The organism is Delftia sp. ASV31 (assembly GCF_016428765.1).
Taxonomy (GTDB): Bacteria; Pseudomonadota; Gammaproteobacteria; order Burkholderiales; family Burkholderiaceae_C; genus Comamonas; species Comamonas acidovorans.
This window is the reverse complement of sequence record NZ_JAELTK010000031.1, coordinates 43,403-63,935: the sequence shown is the minus strand read 5'-3', so window position 1 is coordinate 63,935 and position 20,533 is coordinate 43,403. Positions and strand designations below refer to the sequence as shown.

At 69.4% G+C, this 20,533-nt stretch carries 20 protein-coding genes; 8 read left to right on the top strand and 12 right to left on the bottom strand.

Translation table 11 applies throughout. The features are described 5' to 3' along the window. The 7 genes from JHD82_RS13510 to JHD82_RS13480 form a co-directional block, all read right to left on the bottom strand. Window positions 1–340 (bottom strand): TIM barrel protein (locus tag JHD82_RS13510; protein ID WP_199136930.1); only part of this gene is annotated, 340 nt, incomplete at its 3' end. 35 nt (window positions 341–375) lie between these two features. Then, on the bottom strand, window positions 376–1,659 hold the full coding sequence (gene otnK / locus JHD82_RS13505) for a 3-oxo-tetronate kinase (protein WP_199136928.1): 1,284 nt from the start codon (window positions 1,657–1,659) through the stop codon (window positions 376–378). Further along, window positions 1,656–2,576, bottom strand: a complete 921-nt coding sequence (gene ltnD, locus JHD82_RS13500) for an L-threonate dehydrogenase (protein WP_199136926.1) — start codon at window positions 2,574–2,576, stop codon at window positions 1,656–1,658. The genes otnK and ltnD overlap by 4 nt, the downstream gene beginning before the upstream one ends. Further along, window positions 2,573–3,556: a D-erythronate dehydrogenase gene (gene denD / locus JHD82_RS13495; RefSeq protein WP_199136924.1), complete on the bottom strand. Its 984-nt coding sequence runs from the start codon at window positions 3,554–3,556 to the stop codon at window positions 2,573–2,575. The genes ltnD and denD overlap by 4 nt, the downstream gene beginning before the upstream one ends. A 43-nt stretch (window positions 3,557–3,599) precedes the next feature. Continuing rightward, on the bottom strand, window positions 3,600–4,931 hold the full coding sequence (locus JHD82_RS13490; RefSeq protein WP_043819407.1) for an MFS transporter: 1,332 nt from the start codon (window positions 4,929–4,931) through the stop codon (window positions 3,600–3,602). Between the two features lie 114 nt (window positions 4,932–5,045). Next, window positions 5,046–5,684 carry an aldolase gene (locus tag JHD82_RS13485; protein ID WP_099734125.1) on the bottom strand — a complete coding sequence of 213 codons (639 nt, stop codon included), beginning with the start codon at window positions 5,682–5,684 and terminating at the stop codon, window positions 5,046–5,048. Between the two features lie 146 nt (window positions 5,685–5,830). Next, window positions 5,831–6,598: a FadR/GntR family transcriptional regulator gene (locus tag JHD82_RS13480; protein ID WP_013803197.1), complete on the bottom strand. Its 768-nt coding sequence runs from the start codon at window positions 6,596–6,598 to the stop codon at window positions 5,831–5,833. Window positions 6,599–6,717: 119 nt separating this feature from the next. Here JHD82_RS13480 and cobT point away from each other — a divergent pair, with 119 nt between their 5' ends. Further along, window positions 6,718–7,962, top strand: coding sequence for a nicotinate-nucleotide--dimethylbenzimidazole phosphoribosyltransferase (gene cobT / locus JHD82_RS13475; protein ID WP_233174724.1), 1,245 nt, complete (start codon window positions 6,718–6,720; stop codon window positions 7,960–7,962). Between the two features lie 20 nt (window positions 7,963–7,982). On the opposite strand, the gene JHD82_RS13470 is transcribed toward cobT, so the two are convergent. Further along, window positions 7,983–9,446 carry a PLP-dependent aminotransferase family protein gene (locus JHD82_RS13470; protein WP_199136922.1) on the bottom strand — a complete coding sequence of 488 codons (1,464 nt, stop codon included), beginning with the start codon at window positions 9,444–9,446 and terminating at the stop codon, window positions 7,983–7,985. A 105-nt stretch (window positions 9,447–9,551) separates the two neighbouring features. Here JHD82_RS13470 and JHD82_RS13465 point away from each other — a divergent pair, with 105 nt between their 5' ends. Next, window positions 9,552–10,298 (top strand): GNAT family N-acetyltransferase, encoded by a 747-nt coding sequence (locus JHD82_RS13465; RefSeq protein ID WP_065346296.1) that lies wholly within the window; start codon window positions 9,552–9,554, stop codon window positions 10,296–10,298. Here the strand turns inward: JHD82_RS13465 and JHD82_RS13460 are convergent. Beyond that, window positions 10,274–11,179, bottom strand: a complete 906-nt coding sequence (locus JHD82_RS13460; RefSeq protein WP_026062687.1) for a LysR family transcriptional regulator — start codon at window positions 11,177–11,179, stop codon at window positions 10,274–10,276. The genes JHD82_RS13465 and JHD82_RS13460 overlap by 25 nt on opposite strands. A gap of 143 nt (window positions 11,180–11,322) precedes the next feature. On the opposite strand from JHD82_RS13460, the gene JHD82_RS13455 reads away from it, so the two are divergent. Further along, entirely contained in the window at window positions 11,323–12,330 is a 1,008-nt protein-coding gene (locus JHD82_RS13455; protein ID WP_199136920.1) for a tripartite tricarboxylate transporter substrate binding protein, read from the top strand. 9 nt (window positions 12,331–12,339) lie between these two features. Here JHD82_RS13455 and JHD82_RS13450 read toward each other — a convergent pair whose 3' ends face one another. Next, entirely contained in the window at window positions 12,340–13,227 is an 888-nt protein-coding gene (locus tag JHD82_RS13450) for a LuxR C-terminal-related transcriptional regulator (RefSeq protein WP_374191647.1), read from the bottom strand. A gap of 106 nt (window positions 13,228–13,333) precedes the next feature. On the opposite strand from JHD82_RS13450, the gene JHD82_RS13445 reads away from it, so the two are divergent. Together JHD82_RS13445 and JHD82_RS13440 are read left to right on the top strand one after the other, a co-directional pair. Then, a complete protein-coding gene (locus JHD82_RS13445; RefSeq protein WP_043819387.1) occupies window positions 13,334–13,822 on the top strand; it encodes a DUF3237 domain-containing protein in 489 nt (162 codons plus the stop codon). Window positions 13,823–13,869: 47 nt separating this feature from the next. Next, a complete protein-coding gene (locus JHD82_RS13440) occupies window positions 13,870–14,877 on the top strand; it encodes a tripartite tricarboxylate transporter substrate binding protein (protein WP_199136918.1) in 1,008 nt (335 codons plus the stop codon). 3 nt (window positions 14,878–14,880) lie between these two features. On the opposite strand, the gene nth is transcribed toward JHD82_RS13440, so the two are convergent. After that, on the bottom strand, window positions 14,881–15,534 hold the full coding sequence (gene nth, locus JHD82_RS13435; RefSeq protein WP_199136916.1) for an endonuclease III: 654 nt from the start codon (window positions 15,532–15,534) through the stop codon (window positions 14,881–14,883). 232 nt (window positions 15,535–15,766) lie between these two features. Here nth and JHD82_RS13430 point away from each other — a divergent pair, with 232 nt between their 5' ends. Then, window positions 15,767–16,840 (top strand): YhcG family protein, encoded by a 1,074-nt coding sequence (locus JHD82_RS13430; protein WP_199136914.1) that lies wholly within the window; start codon window positions 15,767–15,769, stop codon window positions 16,838–16,840. A 68-nt stretch (window positions 16,841–16,908) separates the two neighbouring features. On the opposite strand, the gene JHD82_RS13425 is transcribed toward JHD82_RS13430, so the two are convergent. Continuing rightward, window positions 16,909–17,817 (bottom strand): LysR family transcriptional regulator, encoded by a 909-nt coding sequence (locus JHD82_RS13425; protein ID WP_013803186.1) that lies wholly within the window; start codon window positions 17,815–17,817, stop codon window positions 16,909–16,911. 115 nt (window positions 17,818–17,932) lie between these two features. On the opposite strand from JHD82_RS13425, the gene JHD82_RS13420 reads away from it, so the two are divergent. Together JHD82_RS13420 and JHD82_RS13415 are read left to right on the top strand one after the other, a co-directional pair. Further along, window positions 17,933–19,420 carry an amidase gene (locus JHD82_RS13420; protein WP_199136912.1) on the top strand — a complete coding sequence of 496 codons (1,488 nt, stop codon included), beginning with the start codon at window positions 17,933–17,935 and terminating at the stop codon, window positions 19,418–19,420. Window positions 19,421–19,479: 59 nt separating this feature from the next. Then, window positions 19,480–20,466: a tripartite tricarboxylate transporter substrate binding protein gene (locus JHD82_RS13415; protein WP_065346291.1), complete on the top strand. Its 987-nt coding sequence runs from the start codon at window positions 19,480–19,482 to the stop codon at window positions 20,464–20,466. Window positions 20,467–20,533: the final 67 nt, after the last annotated feature.

Genomic DNA, 20,533 nt, shown 5'->3' with positions numbered 1-20,533 from the left:
TGGCGCCTGCGGGCTTGAGCCCGGCCATGACGTGGATGCGCGGGCAGCCCAGGGCCCGGGCGTAGGCCACGGCGCGTTCCATGCCCTGGGCAAATTCCGCTTCGCGCCCGGGGATGCAGGCCAGGCCGCGCTCGCCCGCGTTCCAGTCGCCGGGCGGGGCGTTGAACAGCACCTGCTGCAGGCCGTGGTCCTGCAGTCGCCGGGCCAGTTGCTCGGGCGCGAAGTCGTAGGGGAACAGGTATTCGACGGCCTGGAAGCCGTCGCGCGCGGCGGCCTCGAAGCGGTCAAGAAAGTCCAGGTCGTTGTAGAGCATGGACAGGTTGGCGGCGAAACGGGGCATGAAGGCTTTCCTGAAAACGGAGGCTGAGTGTGGCATCAGGCGCGCTGCAACGCGCCGAAGGCCTTGGTGAAGAAGTCCGTGGTGCCGAAGTTGCCGGACTTGAGCGTGAGGTGCAGGCCCTGCGGCGCCAGGGGCGAGGCGGCATGGCACCAGGGCACGCCAGGGTCGATCTGCGGCCCTATGCGCATCTGCTCGATGCCCAGCGCCTGCACGCAGGCGCCCGAGGTTTCGCCACCGGCCACGACGAGCTGGCGCACGCCCATCTCGACCAGCCCCCGGGCGATGGCGGCGATGGTCTGTTCGACCAGTGCGCCGGCCTGCTCCACGCCCAGGCGGCCCTGCACGGCCTTGACGGCCGAGGATTCGGCCGTGGAGTAGATCAGCACGGGGCCGCTGGCGATGTGCTGGCGGGCCCAGGCCAGGGCCTTGCCGGCTTCGTCCTCGCCAGCGGCGATGCGCAGCGGCTCCAGCGCCAGGGCAGGGCGCCCCGAGGCGATGAAGTGCGCCACCTGTGCATTGGTGGCCACCGAGCAACTGCCCGAGACCACCGCCTGCAGGCCGGTGGCGGTTGGCAGGGCGGCGGCCTGGGCCGTGGGCTGGATGCCGAAGTTCGCGGGCAGGCCGATGGCCACGCCCGAGCCCGCCGTGACAAGCGGCATGCCGGCCAGGGCCGGGCCCAGGCGCAGCAGGTCGTCGTTGGAGACGGCATCGACCACGGCCATGCCCACGCCCTCGGCCTGGAGTGCGGCGATGCGCACGCGGATGGCGGCTTCGCCCTGCGCGACGGCCACATGGTCGATCAGCCCCACCTTGCGCCGTGTCTGCGCCTGCAGCACGCGCACCAGGTTGGCATCGGTCATGGGCGTGAGCGGGTGGTTGCGCATGCCGCTGTCGCTGAGCAGCACATCGCCCACGAACAGGTGGCCCTTGAAGACGGTGCGCTGGTTGTCGGGGAAGGCCGGCGTGGCGATGGTGAAGCCACAGCCCAGCGCGTCCATCAGCGCATCGGTCACGGGGCCGATGTTGCCCTGCGGCGTGCTGTCGAAGGTGGAGCAGTACTTGAAGTAGATCTGCGGCGCGCGGCCATTGGCGCCCTGGGCCTGCAGCCATTGGAGGGCCTGCAGCGATTGCGCAATGGCATCGGCCGGCGCGATGGTGCGCGACTTGAGCGCGACAACGACGGCGTCCACGCCCTCGTCCACCGGGCCGGCAGGCACGCCAATGCTTTGCACCACGCGCATGCCTGCGCGCACCAGGTTGTTCGCCAGATCGGTGGCGCCCGTGAAGTCGTCGGCTATGCAGCCCAGAAGAAGGGTCATGGGGATTCCGATGGAGCCTGGGGCAGGGTGATGCCCGGGAAGATCTTGATGACGGCGCTGTCGTCCTCGCGGCCATGGCCGGCGGTGGATGCCTGCATGAACATCTGGTGGGCCGTGGAGGCCAGGGGCAGCGGGAATTTGCTGTGGCGCGCGGTGTCCAGCACCAGCCCCAGGTCCTTGACGAAGATGTCCACGGCCGACAGCGGGGTGTAGTCGCCGGCCAGCACGTGGGCCATGCGGTTCTCGAACATCCAGCTGTTGCCGGCGCTGTGGGTGATGACCTCATAGAGCGCGGCGGCATCGACGCCTTCGCGCAGGCCCAGGGCCATGGCCTCGGCCGCTGCTGCGATGTGCACGCCGGCCAGCAGCTGGTTGATGATCTTGACCTTGCTGCCCGCGCCCGCGCTGTCGCCCAGGCGGTAGACCTTGGCGGCCATGGCGTCGAGCACGCCTTCGCAGGCGGCATAGGCCTCGGGGCGGCCTGCCGTCATCATGGTCATCTGGCCCGACGCGGCCTTGGCCGCGCCGCCGGAGATGGGCGCGTCAATGTAGTGCACGCCCTGCGCCTGCAGCCTGGCCTCCAGCGCCACAGACCAGTTGGGGTCCACGGTGGAGCACATGACGAAGACGGAGCCGGGCTGCAGCGCAGGGGCGATGCCGCCTTCGCCGAACAGCACGGTCTCGGTCTGCTGGGCGTTGACCACCACGCTGACGATGATGCGGCAAGCGGCGGCCATGTCGGCCAGCGTGGCGCAGGCCGTGCCACCTTCGGCGGCGAAGGCGGCTGCGGCCTCGGGGCGGATGTCGTGGACATGCACGTGGTGGCCGGCGCGGCGCAGGCTTTGCGCCATGCCGGCGCCCATGGCGCCCAGGCCGATCACTCCGACGGCGCGGGGTATGGCGGTGGTGTGGTTCATGGCTGGCGTAGGGGGGTCAGGTCATCGGCGATGTAGGCGCGCACGATGGCCGCAAAGTCCTCGTCGCCGCGCAGGCCCAGCTGGTTGGCGCGCGTGGTATCCCAGCGGCCGGGCCAGCTGCCGACGATGCGCTCGACCTTGTCGTCGGGCTGCCAGCTCACGCGGTTGGCCACTTCGTCGCCAGCCACTTCGCGCAGCGCGCGCACCATGTCGCCCGCGCTGACGGACACGCCGGGCAGGTTGATGGGGCGGCGGTCGGCGACGGCGCTGGCATCGAGTTCGCAGCCTGCGACCAGGGCCTCGACGGCGCGGCGCGGGGACAGCAGCCACAGGCGCGTGGTGGCACCCACGGGGCAGTTGGCCGCTTCGCCGTTGAGGGGCTCGCGGATGATGCCGCTGGCAAACGACGAGGCGGCCGCATTGGGCCGGCCTGGGCGCACGCTGATCGTGGGCAGGCGCAGCACGCGGCCGTCGACAAAGCCACGCCGCGTGTAGTCGGCCAGCAGCAGCTCGGCAATGGCTTTTTGCGTGCCGTAGGAGGACTGCGGGTTCAGGGCCGTGCCGTCCAGCACGGTGTCGGGCAGGTCGCCCCCGTAGACGGCCACCGAGCTGGTGAAGACCACGCGCGGCATGTGGCCCACGGCGCGGCAGGTCTCCAGCAGGGCGCGCGAGGCATCGAGGTTGATGCGCATGCCCAGGTCGAAGTCGGCCTCGGCCTGGCCGCTGACCACGGCGGCCAGATGGAAGATCACGGCCGTGTCCTGGTCTATGGCGCCGCGCAGCACCTGCGGGTCGGCAATGTCGCCCACCAGGGAGCGCACGCGCGTGTCGTCAATGGCATGGGTGGCCACCACGTCGAGCAGGTCGATCTGGTGGATGGGCCAGCGGGTGCCGGCCAGCGTCAGCGTGCCCTGTTCGAGCAGCTTGCGGGCCAGGCGCTGGCCCAGGAATCCGGCGCCGCCGGTGATCAGTACTTTCATGTGTCTTGGGGCTTGGAGCTTGAAGGATGGGAAGAAGGGCCGGTCAGCGGTTGACCATCTTTGCGGGGGTGAGCCAGACCGCGATGGCGCCCACCACGAGCACCCCCGCCAGCACGAACATGCCGGCCTGCGTGGACTGGGTCAGGTCCTTGAGGTAGCCGATCATGTAAGGGCTGGCGAAGCCCGCGAGGTTGCCGACCGAGTTGACGATGGCAATGCCCGCCGCCGCCGCCGTGCCCGACAGGAAGGCCGTGGGCAGCGACCAGAACAGCGGCGCGCAGGTCAGCACGCCGGCTGCAGCCAGCGACAGGAAGATCAGGGAAAGAACCGTGTTGTCGGCGAAGAAGGCCGTCATCGCAAAGCCCACGGCGCCCATCAGCGCGGGCACGATCAGGTGCCAGCGGCGCTCGCGGCGCTTGTCGGCGCTGTGGCCCATGAGGTTCATCACCACGATGGCGCACAGGAAGGGGATGGCACTGAGCAGGCCGATGTTCAGCGCGCCCGTGACGCCCGTGGACTTGATCAGCGTGGGCATCCAGAAGGTCAGCCCGTACTGGCCGGCGACGAAGGCGAAGTAGATCAGGCACATCCACCAGACGCGGCGGTCGGCGAAAACGGCCTTGAGCGAATGCTTCTGGGCGCCTGAGTGCTGCTGGTCCAGCTCGATCTCGCGCGCCAGCAGCTGCTTTTCGGAGGCCGTCAGCCACTTGGCGCTGGAGATGCCGTTGTCCAGATAGAAGATGGTCACCACGCCGATCACCAGGGCGGGAATCGCCTCGATCAGGAACATCCACTGCCAGCCGTGCAGGCCATGGTCGCCGTGGAAGGCCTGCATGATCCAGCCCGACAGCGGGTTGCCGAAGATGCCGGCCACGGGGATGGCCGACATGAACAGCGCCACGATCTTGGCGCGCCGGTGGGCCGGATACCAGTAGGTCAGGTACAGGATCACGCCGGGGTAGAAGCCCGCCTCGGCCAGGCCCAGCAGAAAGCGCAGGATGTAGAAGCCCGTGGGCGTTTCCACATACATGAACATGGCCGACAGAATGCCCCAGGTGATCATGATGCGGGCGATCCAGACGCGCGCGCCCAGGCGGTGCATGAGCAGGTTGCTGGGCACCTCGAAGAGGAAGTAGCCGATGAAGAACACGCCTGCGCCCAGGCCGAACACGGTCTCGCTGAAGCCCAGGTCCTGTGACATCTGCAGCTTGGCAAAGCCCACGTTCACGCGGTCCAGGTAGGCGATCACATAGCACAGCATCAGGAACGGCACGAGGCGCCAGAACACCTTGGCGTAGGCGCGCGCCGTCTCCGGAGAGTCGGCCTGGGCAGGGTGGGCCCCGGCCTGGCCGGATGCGATATCCGTTGTCGTCATTTCAAGTCTCCCTTGGGTTCGCCGCTTAGTTCGCCGCTTGATGCGCCGCCTGGCGGCTGCGCGGCTGTGGATGGGCTGGGTGGTGGAATGCGGCCGTGGGCGCCGCGGTGCAAATCAGTAGCGCGCCCCGAAGGTGGTGCGCAGCTCGTCGATGGCGGCCGCGTCCAGGGGCTGCGGCCGGGGATGGGTCATGAGCCAGAGCCTTGCGGTTTCCTCCAGCTCTTCCAGCACATGGCTGGCCTGCTCCACCGAGCGTTCCCAGACCACGGGGCCCAGGCGCTCGAACAAGGCGCCGCGCACCTGGCCGGCCAGCGCGGCCACCTCGGCGGCGGCCTGCGGATCGCCGGGCCGGCGGTAGCGGATCAGCGGGATGCGGCCCACCTTCATGACCTGGTAGGGGGTGATGGGCGGCAGCACCTCGTCTTCGCGCCAGACGCCGGACAGCGTCAGCGCCACCAGATGCGTGGAATGCGTGTGGATGACGGCACGCGCCTCGCCGTCATTGGCGTAGATGCCCCGATGCAGGACCAGGGTCTTGGAAGGCTTGGCGCCGCTGACCCACTGCCCGCCGGCATCGACCTTGGACAGCTCGGCCGGGTCGAGCCGGCCCAGGCAGGCGTCGGTGGGGGTGATCAGCCAGCCGTCATGCAGGCGCGCACTGATGTTGCCGGCCGCGCCGACGGTGTAGCCGCGCTGGTAGAGGCTGGCGCCGGTGGCGCAGATCTGCTCGCGGATGCGGGATTCGTCGCTCATGGGTGAACGCCCAGGCAAAGGCCAGGTGTGCCGGGTGCAGAAAAAGATGTGACTGATATTGTCATCAGGTCATCATACAAATTTTGCGCAAAAATCCAAACAAGGTGAAAACCCTTGGCCAGGCGCCAAGAGGTGGTTTCGGAGGTTCAGGGCTTGGCGGCCAGGATGTCGCGGGCCAGGCGTTCGCCGTCCTGCTCCCAGAAGCTGGCGTCGGCGCGGTGAATGCGGTCTATGGCGTTGCCCATGTGCGTGGCGGCGGCCTTGCGCGCGGCCTTGGGGTCGCCGGCCTCGATGGCCAGCACGATGCTGTGGTGCTCGCGTTCCACGGCCTTGCCGAAGTCCTCGCGCCGCGCCTCGTTGGCGCGCGTGATGCGCATGGCGCCGCGCAGGAACTGCGACAGGTAGTCCAGCGTGCTGATCAGGAACGGGTTGCCCGAAGCCTGGGCAATGGCGCGGTGAAACGCCATGTCCTCCTCCACGCCATCACGGCCCAGCCGCACGGCCTCGGCCAGGGCGCTCTCCGCATCGTGGATGCGCTGCATATCCTCTTCGCTGCGCCGCCGCGCCGCGAGCTCGGCCACCTCGGCTTCCAGCGCGCGGCGCACCTCGGTGATCTGGATCAGCGCATTCCTGCCAGCCGCCGGCAGGCCTTCGAAGTCCAGTGGCTCTATGCCTGCCGCCTTCACGAACACGCCGCTGCCCTGGCGCGATTCCACCAGGTTGCGCGACTTGAGCTGGGACACCGCCTCGCGCACCACGGTGCGGCTGACCTCGAGCTGCTGCACGAGCTCGGCCTCGGTCGGCAGCTTCTGCCCCGGCTGCAGATTGCCGGCGCGGATGCGCGCCTCCAGCTGCCGGGCAACCTGGTCCGCAAGCTTGAGACCGGGCTGAATGGCCGAGAAGGAAACCGTCATGGAGGTGGTGGGGGGCTGGGGAGACACGTGTGGCAGCGATTGTCTCAGAACGGGCCGGCCTGTACGGCCTGCTACGGCAATCGACGCCCAGACCGTCCATGGCGGCCGTAAAGAGACCGATGGTTCTGCCGGAGTTGCGCGGCGCGCCATACTTGCGCCTTTGCAATCCGCCCGCCACGCCCGTCCCGGGCCAAGGCCGCTTCGCCATGTCAACGCCTACCCCGCATTCCGCTGCACCCACAGAACACTCGCACGATGGCGCCAATGCTGCCACTACCGCTATAGCCGCTATTCCCGCCATCGCCTCGCTGGCCGATGCCGCCTTCACCCAGCGCGTGCAGCACGCCATAGACCACAAGACCAAGCCGCTGGGCGCACTGGGGCGGCTGGAGCAGCTGGCGCTGCGCATTGCCTGCATCCTGGGCCAGGACAGGCCGGTGCTGCAGCAGCCGCAGATGCTGGTGTTTGCGGCCGACCATGGGCTGGCTGCGCGCGGCGTGTCGGCCTATCCGGTGGATGTGACCTGGCAGATGGTCGAGAACTTCATGGCCGGCGGCGCCGCCGTCAGCGTGCTGGCGCGCCAGCATGGGCTGGCGCTGAACGTGGTGGACTGCGGCGTGGCACGCGACTTTCCCGCGCGCGAGCAGGACCCCGACGACAAGCTTCCCCAGCCCGGCCAGCCGCGCCTGTGGCGCCGCAAGCTGGGCTACGGCACGCGCGACTGCAGCCAGGGCCCGGCCATGACGGCCACCGAATGCGCCATGGCCCTGCGCAACGGCGCGGCCCTGGTGCGCCAGCTGCCGGGCAATGCGCTGCTGCTGGGCGAGATGGGCATTGGCAATACCTCCAGCGCATCCTTGCTGCTGGCGCGGCTGTGCGGCGAACCGCTGGCCGAGGTCACGGGTGCGGGCACCGGGCTGGATGCCGCCGGGCTGGCCCGCAAGATCGGGGTGCTGCAGGAGGTGCTGCAGCTGCACGCCCAGGCCACCGAACCGCTGGATGCGCTGGCGGCCATGGGCGGCTTCGAGGTTGCCACCATGGTGGGCGCCGTGCTGCAGGCCGCTGCCGAGCGGCGCGTCATCGTGGTCGATGGCTTCATCACCACGGCCGCCGTGCTGGTGGCCAGCCGCCTGCAGCCGGCCGTGCTGGAGCGCTGCGTGTTCTCGCACCGCTCGGGGGAGCCCGGCCATGTGCGCATGCTGGCCCACCTGGGTGCCGAGCCGCTGCTGGACTGGCAGCTGCGCCTGGGCGAAGGCTCGGGCGCGGCCCTGGCCTGGCCGCTGCTGGTGTCGGCCTGCGCCATGCTGGGCGAGATGGCCAGCTTTGCGCAGGCAGGGGTGAGCACGCGTTCGGAGGAGGCATAGCCGCTGGAGCCGCGCCGCGGCTAGCGCGGTAACGCAGCTGCCGCCAGCTTGCCCAGCCGCCTGACCAGCGCGCCGAAGCGCGCGGCATCGGTGTTGCCATAGCCGATCACCAGGCCGTTGTCCTGGGGCAGCGGTGCCAGGGCGAAGGACGAGAGGGTGCCCGGGTTCATGCCGGCGCGCCGCGCCTGCTCCACGATGGCACGGTCGGACAGGTCCGGCGGCAGCCGCACCGTCAGGTGCAGGCCGCCGTGGCCGCCCAGCACCTCATGCTCCACGCCCAGTTGCGTGGCCAGCGCCTCGCGCAGGGCCGCCTGGCGCTCGCGGTACAGGCGCCGCATGCGGCCCAGGTGGCGCGAGAACTGGCCGCTTTCCATGAAGTCCGCCATGGCCAGCTGCTCCAGGCGGTGGCCGCCGCGCAGCATCTCCTGCACGGCGGATGCCGCGCTGGTGGCCAGGGCCTGCGGCAGCACCACAAAGCCCAGGCGCAGTGCCGGGAACATGGTCTTGCTGAAGGTGCCCACATAGAGCACGGGCGCGTCCGGCACCTGGCCCTGCATGGCGGCGATGGGCGTGCCCTGGTGGCGGAATTCGCTGTCGTAGTCGTCCTCGATGATCCAGGCGCCGGCACGGCGCGCGCGCTCCAGCAGGTCCAGCCGGCGCGCCACCGACAGCACGGCGCCCGTGGGATATTGGTGCGACGGCGTGATCTGGATCAGCCGTGGAGGATGGCTGTCCCACAGGCCGGGCGCAATGGCTGCGCCATCCGCATCCACGCGCAGTGTGCTGACGCACAGGTCTCCCCCCGCAAAGGCCGACTTGGCGCCCCGGTAGCCGGGCTCCTCCAGCCAGGCATGGTCGCCCGGGTTGGTGAGCAGTTGCACGCACAGGTCCAGCGCACCCTGGGCGCCTTCGGTGACGATGATGCGCGAGGCATCGCAGCGCACGCCGCGCGAGATGCGCAGGTGCTGCGCAATGGCCTGGCGCAGTGCGGGCTCGCCCGCAGGATCGCCATAGTCCAGCGTGGCGCTGGCGGGAAGGCGCAATGCGCGGTCCTGCGAACGGCGCCAGGCGGGCAGGGGGAATCTGTCCAACGCGGGCGTGCCCGGTGTCAGCGGCAGGCTGCGGTCGATGGCATGGCGCGTGGGCGCGATGCGGTCCAGGCGGCGGGCCGTGCGGGGTGCGCAGGGAGGCGCGGCGGCCGCCTCGGCGGCTGCCGTGGAATGGGTGGATACAGCCGCCACGCGCGTGCCCTGCCGGTCGGCGACCACATAGCCTTCGGCCGCCAGTTGCTCGTAGGCGATGAGCACGGTGTTGCGCGAGACTCCCAGATCCTCCGACAGGGCGCGCGAGGCCGGCAGGCGGTCACCGGCCGGCAGGCGGCCCGCCAGGATGGCCTGCTTCAGGCGCTGGATCAGTTGGCGCTGGCGGGGAGCCGCTCCAGGGCCGGATTGCAAGGGACTGGTCAGCAGGTCAGGGGCGTGCATGCAATGGGTGACGTGGCACCATGAAATAAGAGGGATATGGCGCTTTCAATGATGCCACGCCAGCGCTATCGTGGCCCTGCCAAATGACCTGACCAGGAATCTCCCATGCCCCCCGCACTCAACGCCCACTCCCAACCCGTAGGCCACGACCTTCCCGGCTGGACCCCGCGCCAGCGCCCGCCGCGCACGCCCATGCAAGGCCGCTACTGCCGGCTGGAGCCGCTGTCCGCCGCGCGCCATGCAGCCGATCTGTTCGATGCCTTCAGCCAGGCGCCGGACGCCAGCGACTGGACCTACATGTCGGTGGGCCCCTTCGCGGATGCCCAGGCCTATCTGCGCTTTGCCGAGGCCGCCCAGGCCAGCGATGACCCGCTGCACCACGCCGTCATCGACCTGGCCACGGGCCGTGCCATCGGCTCGCTGGCGCTGATGCGCGTGGACACGGCCAGCGGCGTGGTGGAGGTGGGCTTTGTCTGCTACTCGCGCCAGCTCAAGCGCACGCGTGCGGCCACCGAGGCGCAGTTCCTGCTGATGCAGCGCGCCTTCGACGAGCTGGGCTACCGCCGCTACGAGTGGAAGTGCGACAGCCTGAATGCGCCGTCGCGTGCCGCAGCGGCGCGCCTGGGCTTCCAGTTCGAGGGGGTGTTCCGCCAGGCCGTGGTCTACAAGGGCCGCAGCCGCGACACGGCCTGGTTCTCCATCATCGACAGCGAATGGCCGGCGCTGCGCGCGGCCTACCAGCGCTGGCTGGAGCCGGGCAACTTCGATGCGGGCGGCGGGCAGGTTCTTTCGCTGTCCAGCCTGATGGAGCAGGGTGCGCCGCAGGCTCAGGAGACGGCAGGCGCGGCGTAGTAGGCCTGCAGCACCTCGATCAGGGCCTGCGCATGGCGCGGCAGCCGGCCCTGGTCGCGCACGAGGATGCGGCGCTCGCGCACGCTCCAGGCGTCGGTCAGATCGATGAGTGCCAGCCCCATGCTTTCGCGGTTGCGCCGCGCGGCGCTCTCGGGAACGATGCCGATTCCCACGCCGGCGCCGATCATGCGGCACATGGCGTCGAAGCTGGACAGCTGTATGCGCAGCTTCATGGGCTTGCCCAGGCGCTCGGTCACACCTGCCAGAAATGTCTGCAGCGTGCTGCCCTGCTGCATGCCGATGGCGTCCTCGTCCAGCGTCTCGGCAAACGCAATGCGCTTGCGCCGCGCAAAGCGGTGGCCGCGCGGCGTGGCCAGCACCAGCCGGTCGGTGCTGAAGTGGATGGTCTGCAGGCCCAGCGTGTCCACCTGGCCGGCCACGATGCCCAGGTCGGCCCGGCCGTCGAGCACGCCGCGTGCGATCTCGGCGTTGGGCCGCTCCTGCAGGTCCACGTTCACGCGCGGGTGGTCGGCAAGAAAGGCGGGCAGGATCTCGGGAAGAAAGTCGGTCACGGCCGTGGTGTTGGCAAACACCCGCACATGGCCGCGCAGGCCGGCGCCGTACTCCTGCAGGTCGTGGCGCAGCTGCTCGGACTGCAGCAGCATGCCGCGCGCATGGTGCAGGAAGGCTTCGCCGGCCGGCGTGGGGCGCACGCCGCGCGCCTCGCGGTACAGCAGGGGCATGCCCGCCTGCTCCTCCAGCGCCTTGATGCGCAGGCTGGCTGCGGCCAGGGACAGGTGCTGCCTTTGCGAGGCGCGCGTGAGGCTGCCCAGTTCGGCGGCATGCACGAACAGGCGCAGGTCCGTCAGGTCGAAATGCATGAGGGGCATGAAGGGCGAAGAGGGCATGGGCTGGGTCAAGGCTTTGTCAATTCCGAAGGCCGGGTCAGGAAATGCGCGATTGTGCGCTGGCCCGGCACGGGCAACCATGCGGGCTTGCGACAAGAACAAATGGAGACATGACCATGCCGGATTCTTCCTTTCCCCTGCCGTCGAGCCTTTTGCGCCGCCGAAGCCTGGTGGCCGCCGCACTCGCCTTGCCCCTGCTGGGCCATGCCCAGGCCTGGCCTGCGCGGCCCATCGTGATGATCGTCCCGCAGGCGCCCGGTGGCACCAATGACATCGTGGGCCGGCTGGTGAGCCAGAAGCTGGCCGAGGTGCTGGGCGCCAGCGTGGTGGTCGAGAACCGGCCCGGCGCGGGCGGCAACATCGGCACCCAGGCCGTGGCCAAGGCGCCGCGCGACGGGCATACGCTGCTGATGACCATCAGCAGCAGCCAGGCCATCAACCCCGCGCTGTACCGCAAGCCGGGCTTCGATCCGGTGAAGGACTTCCGGCCCATCGGCCTGATCGGCTCCGTGCCCAATGTGCTGCTGGCCCATCCCGGCTTTGCGGCCAAATCCGTGCCCGAGCTGGTCGCCATGGCCCGGGGCCGGCCCGACGAGTTCCGCTATGCCTCGGCCGGCAACGGCACGCTCAACCATCTGCTGGGCGAGATGCTCAACAGCATGGCGGGCATCCAGCTGCAGCATGTGCCCTACAAGGGCGTGGCGCCCGCGCTCAACGATGTGCTGGGCGGGCAGGTGCCGCTGCTGTTCGGCAGCCTGCCATCGACCCTGCCCCATATCCAGGCCGGCCGGCTGCGCGCACTGGCCGTGAGCGGCGCGGCGCGCTCGCCGCTGCTGCCCGATGTGCCCACCATTGGCGAGACCGTGCCCGGCTACAACGGCACGCTGTGGGTGGGTCTGTTTGCGCCTGAAGGCGTGCCCGCGCCGGTGCTGGCGCAGTTGCAGGACGGCATGGCCCGCGCGCTGGCGGCCAGTGATCTGCGCACCCGGCTGGAAGCCTCGGGCGTGGAGCTGGCCGGGCCGGCGGACAGGCCCGTGCCGCCCGCCCAGATGGCGGCCCTGCTGCGCGAGGACATCGCCAAGTGGGCGCGCATCGTCAAGGCGTCCGGCGCATCGCTGGATTGACGCAAGGCCTCAGCCCTGCGGCTCCATGGCCAGCGCGAACAGCTCGCTGCGAAAGTGGATGCCCAGCCGCGCGAAGGCGCGGTTGCGGTAGGTCTTGACGGTGGGCAGGCTCAGGCACAGGTCGCAGGCAATGCCCTCATGCGTCATGCCCTGCAGCAGCCGGGCGCAGACATCGAGTTCGCGCGGCGTCAGGTCGGGCTGTGCCTGCAGCAGGCGCATGCGCAGGGCCGGCAGTGTCTGCCGCTGCCGGGGCTGGCTGGGTGGGGCGGCCGGGGCCGAGGCCAAGGCCGTTACCACGGCGGGCTGCGCCTGCGTCAGCGCGATGTGCTTGTGCGCCAGGGCCAGCAGCACGGGCGCCATGCTCCCGAAGCGGTCGATCTGCGCATCGCCCAGTGCCCTCTGGTGCTGGTGGCGATAGAAATTGACGGCAAACACACCGCCGTCGTCCTGGTGCTCGACGATGGATACGCGCTCGGCCATGCCGTGCGCGTCGTAGACCAGGGCGCGGTGCTCGCCTTCCACCTCCTGGGCCGTGATGTGGCACAGCACCGTGGCGCGTGCCGGGCCGGCGTCGCCGTGGTTCCAGGTGCTGTCGCGCAGATAAGGACCCGAGAGATAGGCCCACCAGCAGTCGCGCGTGGTGTCGCGCGCCTCGCTGCTGGCCGACAGGAACAGCTGCGGCCGGCTGCGCGGGCCCGTGCGGTAGACCGACCAGGAGGCGGCGGGCAGCAGCGGGTTCATGGCCTCCAGCACCTGCCGGGCGAAGCCGGGCTCGCCCAGGCTGGCGACCATGTGGCCGATGGCGTGGCTGGGCGCGTGGCCGGACGCATGGCCGGACGCATGGGCGCCCAGGGCGCTGGCGTCAGGGGTGTCGGAGGGGGCGGTCCAGTGTCTCAAGGGATGGCAGGGGCGGGCAGGGCGTTGTCATCTTCCGGGATGACGGCCGGCCCGGGCAATGGTGCTTATGCTAGGTCCCGATTCCATCCACCGGAGCCCCAGAACCATGCCAGATGACGTGCCGCAGCTTGCGGCCTTGCCCGATCCGCGCTTTCGCTTCTTCGCCGACCTGAGCGTGCAGGTGGGCCCGCCGCAGGAGGTCGGTGCCACGGCGCACGGCGGGCGCCGACTGATACCCATCCTGGGCGGCACGGCCCGGGGCGACGGCTGGAGCGCGCGCGTGCTGCCCGGAGGCGCGGACTTCCAGCGCATCGTGCACGGCGGGCTGGCCGAGCTCGATGCGCGCTATGTGCTGGAGACCGATGCCGGCGACCTGATCTATGTCTGCAACCAGGCGCTGCGCAGCGGCGACCCGGCGCTCATGGCAAAGCTGGCGCGCGGCGAGCCCGTGGACCCCGCGCACATCTATTTCCGCTGCGCGCCCCGCATGGAGACGGCCAGCCGTGCGCTGGCCTGGATCAACGAGCGCCTGTTCTTCGGCACCGGCGCGCGCCATCCCGACCGCGTGCAGATGCGCTTTCACGAACTGCTCTGAGCCGCGCCTTTCCCCTCTCGATACCCACAATGCAGGAGACAAGACACATGAAAAACCAGGCATCGAAGCCGCGCCGCACCGCCGTGGCCTGCGCACTTGCCGCCGTGCTGGCCACCGGGCTGGCTCCCTGGACCGTGGCCGGCGCCCAGCCGGCCTTCCCGAGCAAGCCCGTGCGCCTGCTCGTCGGCTTTCCTGCGGGAACGGGGCCGGACATCGTGGCGCGCCTGCTCGCGCAGAAACTCTCCGAGCAATGGGGCAACCTGGGCGTGGTCGTGGACAACAAGCCGGGCGCTGGCGGCCTCATCGCCGCCAGCGAGGCGGCACGCGCCGTGCCTGACGGCTACACGCTGATGCTGGGCGAGACCGGCCAGCTCAGCATTGCGCCCAACACCTACCAGCGCCTGCCCTACGACCCGCAAAAGGACTTTGTGCCCGTCAGCCAGGTCGTCACCTCCGACTTCGTGCTGCTGGTCAATCCGCAGAAAGTGCCGGCCCGCAATGTGCCCGATTTCGTGGCCTGGGCGCGCCAGCGCAAGGAGCTGTTCATCGCCACCTTCGGTGCCGGCACGCCCGGCCACTTCGGCGCCTTCATGTTCGGCAGCGCCGTGCAGCTCAAGCCCGAGCCCGTGCACTACAAGAACACCAACGATGCCCTGGGCGGCCTGTTCAGCGGCGACGTGCAGGCCGTCTTCGCCACGGCGGCCCTGGCCGCGCCCCAGGTCAAGGCCGGCAAGCTCACGGCCCTGGGCAGCACGGGCGCCACGCGCACCCAGTCCATGCCCGAGCTGCCCACCATCCGGGAGCAGGGCTATCCGTCGCTGGAGTTCAATTCCTGGTTCGGCGTGGTCGCGCCCGCCAAGACACCGCCCGAGATCGTGGCCAGGCTGCAGGCCGACATCGTGCGCGCCCTGCAGCAGCCCGACAGCCGCAGCCGGCTGGAAGAAGCCGGTTTCCGCGTGACGGGCACCACGGGCGACGAACTCGCCCGCATCATGCGCGCCGACACGGCCACCTGGGGCAAGGCCGTGGCGGCCACGGGCTTCAAGGCCGATTGAGGCTCAGCGCTTGCCCGCAGCCGGGGCAGGCGTCTTGGGCGAGTAGTCGCAGTACGGTGCCACCACGCACTCCCAGCAGCGTGGCTTGCGGGCCTGGCAGACGTAGCGGCCCAGCAGGATGAGCCAGTGGTGCGAGTCCACGGCATAGGCCGGGGGCACGCGCTTCATCAACTGCATCTCCACGGCCAGCGGCGTCTTGCCCGGCGCCAGGCCCGTGCGGTTGCTCACGCGGAAGATGTGCGTGTCCACGGCCATGGTGGGCTCGCCAAAGGCCACGTTGAGCACCACGTTGGCGGTCTTGCGGCCCACGCCGGGCAGGGCTTCCAGTTCCTCACGCGTGCGCGGCACCTGGCCGCCGTGGCGCTCGACCAGGATCTGGCAGGTCTGCATCAGGTGTTTGGCCTTGCTGCGGTACAGGCCGATGGTCTTGATGTATCCCTCCAGCCCTTCAAGTCCCAGGTCCAGGATGGCCTGGGGCGTATTGGCCACGGGAAACAGCTTGCGCGTGGCCTTGTTCACGCCCACGTCCGTGGCCTGGGCCGACAGCAGCACGGCAGACAGCAGCTCGAACACATTGGTGTATTCCAGCTCGGTCTGGGGCGAGGGATTGGCGGCCTTGAGCGTGGCGAAGAAGGGTTCGATGCTGGTGGTTTTCATTGTGGGGAGCGCGTATCCATCGATGTGGCGTGCATTGTCATGCAAGCGCGGGTATTTGAAAGTGCGTAACAGGCTCTAGGAATGTTCTGATTTTTCATGTCTGCCAGGGTCAGATCGTCTGGTTATGCAGATGCGGCGTTGACTGGCCAGGGCCGCATCGCAATAGTCGGCCGGATCGATTCCGCCGACACCAGACATCCAGACATCACGCCACCAGGAGGGGGGCGACCACATGGCCACTCGCAAGATATCCGTTTCTCCCGCGCTCGCATCGTCACAGGCCCTGCTGGGCAATGTGCGGGACCTGATCGAGGCCGCGCGGCTTCGCGTGGCAGCCAACGTCAACAGTGAACTCACCCTGCTGTACTGGCACATCGGCCAGCACATCCATGGCCATGAATCCGAGGTGCGGCAGGCAGGCTGCAGCGATGAGGTCCTGCCGGTGCTGGCCGGGCATCTGGTCCAGGACTATGGCAGCAGCTTCTCGGAGAAGAACCTGTGGCGCATGACGCAGTTCTCCACCGCGTTTCCCGACCAGCCCCTGGTCGTCTCGCCGACCCGGAAATTGAGCTGGGCGCATTTCATCGTGCTGATTGCGATCAAGGACCCGGTGCAGCGCGAGTACTACGCCAGCATGGCGAGCCTCGAGCGCTGGAGCGCACGCACGCTGCGCAGCCGCATCGACTCCCAGCTCTATGAACGCCTGGCGCTGCCCTGCGATGCCGAGGCGCTGATCGCGCAGGAGCCGGTCACGCCGCGCAGCACCGAGCGCATGTCGCCGGCGCTGTTCATGCGCGATCCCTACATCTTCGACTTTCTGGGGCTGCACGATGCCTGGCAGGAGGGCGACCTGCAGGCCGCCATCATCCGCGAGATGGAGGCCTTCCTGCTGCGGTCGGGCACGGGCTTCACCCTGGTCGCGCGGCAAATGCACATGCATGTGGATGAGCAGGACTTCCACCTCGATCTGTTGTTCTACAACCGCAAGCTGCGGCGGCTGGTGGCGGTGGAGCTGAAGGTGGGCGAATTCACGGCCGAGGACAAGGAGCAGATGGAGCAATACCTGCGCTGGCTGGACCGGCATGAGCATGAGCAGGGCGAGAACACGCCGATGGGCATGGTGCTGTGCACGGGCAACAGCTCCGAGCAGATCGAGCTGCTGGAGCTGGGACTGCGCGGCGTGCAGATGGCCGAGTACCTGCCCGGCCTGCCTGAGCGCCAGGCGTTGGCACAGCGGCTGCGGCAGGCCACACGCCGGGCGCAGTGGCATTGGGCGCAGCGCCAGCTGGAAGGCGGGCCGGCCTGAGCGCCTGCCACTGCGCTTGAGACCCGTTCCCCTTCTTTTTCTTCCTTCGTTCCCTTCTCCTCTTCCTCCTACCCAGGCGGCAGCAGTTCCCGCAGGTGCTCCACAAAGGCCCGCACGCCCTTGGACAGGGTGCGTCCGGACAGCGTCTGCAGCTCGATGGCGCGCGCATTCATGCCGCGCTCGCGGATGGGCGCCGCATGCAGCTCGCCTCGGCGCACGCGCTCGCGCATGGTGACCTCACCGCCCAGCGACAGTCCGCCGCCGTGCAGCACGAAGTGCACCAGGGTCTCGAACTGGCCGCTGACCAGGGCGGGCTCGAACACCAGGCGGCGGTGGCTGCAGGCGATGTCGAACAGCTGGCGCGCGGTGTTGGCGTCCTCGGGCAGGGCAATGGCATGGGGATGCATCTGGGCCAGGGTGATGCTGGCATGTCGGGCCAGCGCATGGTCGGGCCGCATGATGGCGACCACGGGCGAGACCTGGCGGTGCCAGACCTCGATGTCACGTGCCGCCGCGCGGCTGTAGGTCAGGCCCACATCGGCCTCGCCGCCCAGCACGGCCTGGGTCACGGCGGCAGGCGCCTCCACACGCAGGTGGAACTGCATGCCCGGGTACTGCTCGCGGAAAAGCGCCATGGCGCGTGGCAGGAATTCGATGGCAAAGCCGCCCGAGCTGCACACGCGCACCACGCCCCGGCGCAGGCCCTGCAGGGCCTCGATGTCGGAGACCACACGGTCGGCCTCCAGCGCACCGCGGCGTGCGTGGGCGGCCAGCAGTTCGCCTGCCGGGCTGGGCGCCATGCCGCGCGGGCGGCGCTCGAACAGCGGCACGCCCAGCATCTCTTCCAGTCCGGCGACCTGGCGGCTCACGGCCGAGGGCGAGACATTGAGCCGCGTGGCGGCTTCGCTGACCGAGCCGCTGCGCACCACTTCGAGAAAGTAGCGCAAGGCCGTGTCCTGTAGGCGGTTGGAAAGCATGAGGGTCTGCTCATGGTTTGCGAAAAACGCAACGATAAGCCAAGAAAAAGGCGATTGTCGAAATAATTTCGCCTGCTTATGCTGACTTCGTTCCGTCACAAAAACGAGGAAATCCATGGAGTCAAACGCAAGCACCGCAACGCAGCAGCCGGATCTGGCCACCGGGGGTGGTGGCGTCGTGGAGATGTCGGCCGTCGCGCTGTCAAAGGCCATCCAGGGCCGCGATCTGTCCTGCGTGGAGGTGCTGGATGCCTATTGCGCACAGATCGACCGCCTCAACCCCGTGGTCAACGCGCTGGTGTCTCCGTTGGACCGCGACTGGCTGCGCGGCCGCTCCCGCGAGCTGGACACGCTGCTGGCGCGCGGCCAGAGCCTGGGGCCGCTGCACGGCTTTCCCCAGGCACCCAAGGACATCATGCCGGCGGCCGGCATGGTGACGACCAAGGGATCGCCCATCTTCGCGGGCCAGGTCTCGCAGACCGATTGCGTGGTGTTCGAGCGCATGCGCGCAGGCGGTGCGCTGTTTGTGGCGCGCAGCAATTCGCCCGAGTTCGGCCTGGGCGGCCATACCTACAACCCGGTCTACGGGACCACGCGCAATGCCTTCGATCCCTCGCGCTCCGCTGGCGGCAGCAGCGGCGGGGCCGGCGTGGCCGTGGCGCTGCGCATGCTGCCCGTGGCCGATGGCTCGGACATGATGGGCTCGCTGCGCACGCCGGCCGCCTTCAACCATGTCTATGGATTGCGCACCTCGGCGGGCTGCGTGCCGCATGGCCCTTCGGAAGAGGTGTTCTTCCAGCAGTTCAGCGTGGCCGGCCCCATGGCGCGGGACATTCCCGACCTGGCCCTGCTGCTGTCCGTGCAGGCAGGCTTTGATGCACGCCTGCCGCTGACCCGCCGCAGCGAGCCGCCCAAGGACTGGACTGCCCACCTGGCGCGCGACTGCAAGGGCCTGCGCATCGGCTGGCTGGGGGACCTGGGCGGGCACCTGCCCACCGAGCCCGGCCTGCTGGAGACCTGCCGCGCGGCGCTGCGGCATTTCAAGACCATCGGCTGCACGGTGGAAGAGGCCGTGCCGGTCTTTGACTTCGAGCGCCTGTGGCGCGCCTGGATCGACCTGCGCAGCTTCAGCGTGGCCGGGGCCAACGCCGCCCTGTACCGCGACCCGGTCACGCATGCCCTGCTCAAGCCCGAGGCCCTCTGGGAAATCGAGCGCGGCCTGGCGCTGCCGGCCATGGCGGTCTATGACGCGGCGCGTGTGCGCTCGGCCTGGTACGAAACCCTGCGCCGCCTGTTCGACAGCTACGACTTTCTGGTGCTGCCCTGCGCCCAGGTCTTCCCGTTCGATGCGGCGCTGGACTGGCCGCATGCCGTGGGCGGCCGCGAGATGGACACCTACCACCGCTGGATGCAGGCCGTGGTGCCCGCCACCATGGCCGGCTTGCCGGCCCTGGCCGCGCCCGCAGGCTTGGGGCCGCAGGGGCTGCCTGCCGGGCTGCAGATCATCGGCCCGGCACAGGCCGATCTGGCCGTGCTGCAGATCGGCCATGCCTATGACCAGGCCGGTGGCTTCTCGCGCGTGCGCAGCCCGCTGCTCGACTGAAACCGTTGCATCGAGTTTTCCCAGGTTCCCGTTCCCTCGTCCCCCAGGAGATCCGCGCCATGGCCTTGTCCCGTTCCCGTTTTCTGTCGTGTCTGATGGCCGGTGCCACGGCACTTGCGCTGCCCGCAGCCAAAGCCCAGCCCCAGTCCTACCCGGATCGCCCGATCAAGCTGGTCGTGCCGTTTGCGCCGGGCGGCGCCACCGACATCCTGGGCCGGCTGCTGGCCACCTCGCTGGGTGAACGGCTGGGCCAGCCCGTGGTCGTGGAAAACCGCCCTGGTGCAGGCACGGTGGTGGCGGGCGCGCTGGTGGCCAAGGCGCCGCCCGACGGCTACACGCTGCTGCTGGGCGCCAGCACCACGTTGACGCTCAACCCCGCCATCCGCAACCCGCTGCCCTATGACCCGCTGCGCAGCTTCACGCCGCTGGGGCTGGTGGCCGACATGGGCCTGGTGCTGGTGGCCCATAACGAAACGCCTGCACGCACGCTGCCCGAACTCGTGGCCCTGGCCAAGGCCGACCCCGACAAGCTGTCCTACGGCTCCTTCGGCACGGGATCCTCGGTGCACTTCGGCGGCGAAATGCTCAAGACCGCCACGGGCATGCGCATGGTGCATGTGCCCTTCAATGGCAGCTCGCCCAGCCTCACCGCGCTGATGGGCGGCCAGGTGCAGGTGGCCGTGGACACGGTGGTGGCCACCACGCCGCTGATCAAGGCCGGCAAGATCCGTCCCATCGCAGCCCTGGGCCCGCAGCGCCTGGCCCTGCTGCCCCAGGTGCCCACCGTGGCCGAAAGCGGCTACCCGGGCTTTGCCATGGACACCTGGTTTGCCTTCCTCGCCCCGGCGGGCCTGCCCGCACCCATCCAGAAGAAGCTGGAAAAGGCGCTGGCCGACGCCATGGCCGAGCCGGCCATGAAGAAGAAGCTGGTGGACATCGGCCTGTCGCCCGCATGGGGTCCGGCCAGCGCGCTGCAGGAGCGCATAGAGCGCGAACTGCCGCAAATGCGCGCCGTGGCCGCCAGAGCCGACATCAAGGTGGATTGAACGCAGCTGCCTTCCGGGAGAGAGGGGGGAGGCGCGAATCGACTCAGGGGGCTTCTAATCGTGCAGG

Bases quoted from the DNA above. Each gene is read 5' to 3' on its own strand.
- nth (WP_199136916.1), bottom strand. From the start codon at position 15,534: ATGAAAACCACCAGCATCGAACCCTTCTTCGCCACGCTCAAGGCCGCC.
- cobT (WP_233174724.1), top strand. From the start codon at position 6,718: ATGGTTCTGCCGGAGTTGCGCGGCGCGCCATACTTGCGCCTTTGCAAT.
- ltnD (WP_199136926.1), bottom strand. From the start codon at position 2,576: ATGAACCACACCACCGCCATACCCCGCGCCGTCGGAGTGATCGGCCTG.
- JHD82_RS13425 (WP_013803186.1), bottom strand. From the start codon at position 17,817: ATGCTTTCCAACCGCCTACAGGACACGGCCTTGCGCTACTTTCTCGAA.
- JHD82_RS13490 (WP_043819407.1), bottom strand. From the start codon at position 4,931: ATGACGACAACGGATATCGCATCCGGCCAGGCCGGGGCCCACCCTGCC.
- JHD82_RS13420 (WP_199136912.1), top strand. From the start codon at position 17,933: ATGGAGTCAAACGCAAGCACCGCAACGCAGCAGCCGGATCTGGCCACC.
- JHD82_RS13445 (WP_043819387.1), top strand. From the start codon at position 13,334: ATGCCAGATGACGTGCCGCAGCTTGCGGCCTTGCCCGATCCGCGCTTT.
- otnK (WP_199136928.1), bottom strand. From the start codon at position 1,659: ATGACCCTTCTTCTGGGCTGCATAGCCGACGACTTCACGGGCGCCACC.
- JHD82_RS13485 (WP_099734125.1), bottom strand. From the start codon at position 5,684: ATGAGCGACGAATCCCGCATCCGCGAGCAGATCTGCGCCACCGGCGCC.
- JHD82_RS13465 (WP_065346296.1), top strand. From the start codon at position 9,552: ATGCCCCCCGCACTCAACGCCCACTCCCAACCCGTAGGCCACGACCTT.
- JHD82_RS13440 (WP_199136918.1), top strand. From the start codon at position 13,870: ATGAAAAACCAGGCATCGAAGCCGCGCCGCACCGCCGTGGCCTGCGCA.
- JHD82_RS13480 (WP_013803197.1), bottom strand. From the start codon at position 6,598: ATGACGGTTTCCTTCTCGGCCATTCAGCCCGGTCTCAAGCTTGCGGAC.
- JHD82_RS13460 (WP_026062687.1), bottom strand. From the start codon at position 11,179: ATGCATTTCGACCTGACGGACCTGCGCCTGTTCGTGCATGCCGCCGAA.
- JHD82_RS13470 (WP_199136922.1), bottom strand. From the start codon at position 9,446: ATGCACGCCCCTGACCTGCTGACCAGTCCCTTGCAATCCGGCCCTGGA.
- denD (WP_199136924.1), bottom strand. From the start codon at position 3,556: ATGAAAGTACTGATCACCGGCGGCGCCGGATTCCTGGGCCAGCGCCTG.
- JHD82_RS13455 (WP_199136920.1), top strand. From the start codon at position 11,323: ATGCCGGATTCTTCCTTTCCCCTGCCGTCGAGCCTTTTGCGCCGCCGA.
- JHD82_RS13415 (WP_065346291.1), top strand. From the start codon at position 19,480: ATGGCCTTGTCCCGTTCCCGTTTTCTGTCGTGTCTGATGGCCGGTGCC.
- JHD82_RS13430 (WP_199136914.1), top strand. From the start codon at position 15,767: ATGGCCACTCGCAAGATATCCGTTTCTCCCGCGCTCGCATCGTCACAG.